Source organism: Nocardioides sp. (genome assembly GCF_034670285.1).
Classification (GTDB): domain Bacteria; phylum Actinomycetota; class Actinomycetes; order Propionibacteriales; family Nocardioidaceae; genus Nocardioides.
This window is the reverse complement of record NZ_JAXMNS010000371.1, coordinates 1-3,759: the sequence shown is the minus strand read 5'-3', so window position 1 is coordinate 3,759 and position 3,759 is coordinate 1. Positions and strand designations below refer to the sequence as shown.

The 3,759-nt window shown below is 72.9% G+C and carries 5 protein-coding genes and 1 riboswitch; of the genes, 3 read left to right on the top strand and 2 right to left on the bottom strand.

The window, feature by feature from the left end; translation table 11 throughout:
• Positions 1-187 (bottom strand): hypothetical protein (locus VOI19_RS16040; protein ID WP_323793969.1); only part of this gene is annotated, 187 nt, incomplete at its 3' end.
• 104 nt (positions 188-291) lie between these two features.
• Positions 292-1,260, bottom strand: a complete 969-nt coding sequence (locus VOI19_RS16035; RefSeq protein ID WP_323793968.1) for a sodium-dependent bicarbonate transport family permease — start codon at positions 1,258-1,260, stop codon at positions 292-294.
• Between the two features lie 187 nt (positions 1,261-1,447).
• On the opposite strand from VOI19_RS16035, the gene VOI19_RS16030 reads away from it, so the two are divergent.
• The 3 genes from VOI19_RS16030 to thiO all read left to right on the top strand — a co-directional run bounded on the left by VOI19_RS16030 (position 1,448) and on the right by thiO (position 3,705).
• On the top strand, positions 1,448-1,756 hold the full coding sequence (locus VOI19_RS16030; RefSeq protein ID WP_323793967.1) for a hypothetical protein: 309 nt from the start codon (positions 1,448-1,450) through the stop codon (positions 1,754-1,756).
• Between the two features lie 64 nt (positions 1,757-1,820).
• A riboswitch (TPP riboswitch) is annotated at positions 1,821-1,930 on the top strand.
• Positions 1,925-2,557 (top strand): thiamine phosphate synthase, encoded by a 633-nt coding sequence (gene thiE, locus VOI19_RS16025; protein ID WP_323793966.1) that lies wholly within the window; start codon positions 1,925-1,927, stop codon positions 2,555-2,557. (Overlaps the previous riboswitch by 6 nt.)
• On the top strand, positions 2,554-3,705 hold the full coding sequence (gene thiO / locus VOI19_RS16020) for a glycine oxidase ThiO (protein WP_323793965.1): 1,152 nt from the start codon (positions 2,554-2,556) through the stop codon (positions 3,703-3,705). Before thiE ends, thiO begins: the two co-directional genes overlap by 4 nt.
• Positions 3,706-3,759 lie beyond the last annotated feature (54 nt).

Genomic DNA, 3,759 nt, shown 5'->3' with positions numbered 1-3,759 from the left:
CCGGACAGCAGCCGGATCCGGCGACCGGCGCGCTGCCGACGGTGGTCTCGGCGTTGTGCAGGGCGCGCGCGACGGGCGCCTCGCAGGCGGCCGGGCCGGCGAAGGCGGCGGCGGGCGCGGAGAGCACGAACGCGCCCGCGACGAGGGCGGTGGCGAGGCCGGTTGAGAGGGCGGTGGTGCGGTGCATGGTTCCTCCAGAGGGGGGTTGGGACGGACGCCGAGTGGCGGCCACGAGGAACCCTAGATGATTATGATTCTCATTTCTACTTGGGGCCCGTGAGCGCTCTTCGCTCAGCCCAGGGCGGTGGCGATCGCGTGGTAGAGCGGGATGCCCAGGGCGAGGTTGAAGGGGAACGTGACCCCGAGGGAGGCGGTCAGTGCGTGTCCCAGGTTGGCCTCGGGCAGCGAGACCTGGACGGCGGCCGGCGCCGCGATGTACGACGCGCTGCCGGTCATCGCGGCGAAGACCGCCGCGCCGCCCACGGAGAGTCCTGCGGCGGTGCCGACCAGGGCGCCCACGCTTCCCGCGACCAGTGGCATCACGATGGCGAACGTCACCAGGAAGGCGCCCGAGTCGCGCACCTCGCGCAGGCGCTGGCCGGCCACGATCCCGAGGTGCAGCAGGAAGAGCACGAGGACTCCCGCGAAGGGTGCCACGAAGACGGGCTCGACGAGCTCGCGGTTGGCGGGGCCCGCCACAGCGCCGATCACGATCCCGCCGAGCAGCAACAGCATGCTGGAACCCGCCATCACCTCACCCACCGCCGAGCGCAGGCTGCCACCCTCCGCCTTGGCCCGGTGGGCGATGGCGAGCGCGATCAGGATGCCCGGGATCTCCAGCACTGCGAGCAGGGCAGGCAGAAATGCCTCCGGCGCAGGGCCTGTGGCCATCGTGGTGGCGAAGGTGAGGGCGGCGGCGAAGGTCACGGCCGAGACCGAGCCGTAGTGGGCGGCGATGCCGGCGGCGTCGACGATGGAGAACTTCCCCCAGCGCACCAGGACGAGGTAGGCGACCACCGGGATGACCGCGCCGAGCGCCAGGGTGGCTGCGATCGGCCCGGCGAGCTCGCCGGGTGAGGAGCTCACGAGTGCGGCGCCACCCTTGAGTCCGATCGCCAGGAGCAGGTAGGCCGAGAGCAGCTTGGCGGCGCCGGGCGGGATGTGCAGGTCGCTCCGCACGGCCACGGCCACGATGCCGAGCAGGAAGGCCAGCACTGCCGGGTGCGTGAGGTTGGCCAGGGCGAGGTCCGTGCTCGACATGGGCGGGTCCGATCCAGAGGTCACCCGGTGCCGGGCAAGGTGGGACGCATGTTCAACGAAACATGGTTTGTAGTGCACATGTTGTCGACGTGCAGTCCCGCGGTCAACGTGACGTGGCCGACAATGCATGTTTGACTCGCCAGGTGTCCGCGTTCGGGCGGACCTGGTACGTCGAGAGGGGCACGTGATGGCAGCAACCGATGACCGGAACCAGGACAGGGCCCAAGGCAGCTGGACGTTCCTCACGAATCACGCGCACGTCCTCATCTGTGTGGCCGGCGACGGCGACGCACGGATCAGCGACATTGCTGGGCAGGTGGGCATCGGCGAGCGAGCGACCCAGAGCATCCTCAACGACCTCGTCGAGGCGGGCTACCTGCGCAGGACCCGGGTCGGGCGCCGGAACCGCTACGAGGTCGACGCCGACCGCCACCTGCGGCATCCCCTCGAGGCGCACCACCAGATCGGTGAGCTGCTGTCCGCCGTCGGTCCCTGAGATCGCCCTGCGCTCGCCGCGGATCGTCGGCGCGCGGGCGTGCCCAGCGCGGTGGTAGGTTCTGCGCCATCCACACGGGAGCCCGATGCATCGGGCTGAGAAGGGGCTGAGGCAGCCCCGACCGTCGAACCTGCCCCGGGTCATGCCGGCGAAGGAAGTGAATGCGACGTGCTGCCACGTTTCCACCTGCTCACGGGTCCTCCGACCCTGGACGCCACCTCCCTCGAGCGAGTCCTCGACGTGCTCCGAGCTGCCGCGGCCGGCGGCGGTCCGGGCGTCGACGCCGTCCAGGTCCGCGCCAAGCGGGCGGCCGACCGCGAGGTCGTCGACTGGACCCGGGCGCTGGTCGCCGCGACCCGAGGCACGACGACCCGCGTCATCGTCAACGACCGGCTGGACCTCGCCCTGGCAGCCGGCGCCGACGGAGTGCACCTGGGTCGTGAGGACCTGGCCGTGGCCGATGCCCGCGCGCTCGTCGACCCGGGTCTCCTGATCGGCGCGACGTGCCGAAGGCCCGAGCACGCGGTCGAGGCGCGACGCGACGGCGCGGACTACGTCGGCGTCGGACCGGTGCATGCCTCGCGCACCAAGCCCGAGCTCACCTGTGTCATCGGTCAGGGCGTGCTGGCCGCGGCGGCGCGCGAGGCGTGGACCATCGCCATCGGGGGGATCACCGCGGCACGGGTGCCCGACGCCCTGGCCGCAGGGGCCCATGGGGTGGCCGTCGCCTCGGCGGTCTGGGACGACGCCGACCCACCACGAAGAGCCCAGGAGATCGCCGAGCTCGTGCACGCACGGTGATCCGGGGAGCCGCGGGTCTGCGGATCGCTGTCATCGGTGGCGGCATCGTCGGCCTCGCCTGCGCGGACGAGCTGGTCCGGGCGGGACACGACGTGAGCGTCTTCGACCCGTCGCCCGCCGGAGGAGCCACACGTGCCGCGGCGGGAATGCTCGCACCCGGAGGCGAGGCCTGGTTCGGCGAGGAGGCCCTGCTCGCGCTGGGGCTCGACTCGCTGAGCAGGTGGCCGGGGTTCGCCGCTGACCTCGAGCAGAGGTCCGGGCGCCACGTCGACCTGCGCCAGGACGGCGCGCTCCTGGTGGGCGGCGACCGCGACGACCTCACCGAGCTGCTCCGGGCCGCAGCGTTCCTCGAGCGGAGCGGCGTGCGCGCCGACGAGCTCGACCGCCCCGCACTGCGCCGCCTCGAGCCCTCGATCTCGGGACGCGCGGCCGGGGGAGTGCGCCTGCCCGACGACCGCCACGTCGACCCGCGCCGGGTCGCGAGCGCGCTCCTGGCCGTGCTGGGTGAGCGTGTCCTGCGGGCGCGAGCCCGGCCCGTTGCCGACGGCGTCGTCCTGGGCGGCGGTGACGGTGTCCACGTTCCCGCTGACGTGATCGTGCTCGCCACGGGCCACGCCGGGCTGCGCCATGTGCGGCCGGTGCGCGGCGAGGTGGTGCGCGTCCGTTCCTGCGACGCCCCGACCCGGGTGCTCCGGGCGACCTGGCACGGCGAGCGGGTCTACGTCGTCCCGCGCTCCGACGGTGAGCTCGTCATCGGGGCGACCGAGGAGGAGCACCCCGCCACGCCCCAGACGTCAGCAACCTCTGACGGGCCGCTCCCGACGGTGGGCGGCGTCGCCCGGCTGCTCGACACCGCTCGTGCCCTGCTGCCCGGGATCGACACCGCCGACGTCGTGGAGGTGATGGCTAGAGACCGCCCGGGCAGTCCCGACAACGGACCCCTGATCGGACCCCTGGATCGCCAGGGTCCCGCGCGCCTCCTGGTGGCCGGCGGCCACTACCGCGGCGGGGTCCTGCTCGCGCCCGTGACGGCGGCGGCGCTGCGGGCCCACGTCGACGGGCTCGAGGTGCCTGCCACCGCGAGGTGCTTCACCCCCGACCGCTTCAAGTACCCCACCCACCACAGAAATGAGGACCCATGCACGTGATGGTCAACGGACGCTCGCAGGACCTCGACGAGCGGGCGTCCCTCGCCGGTCTGG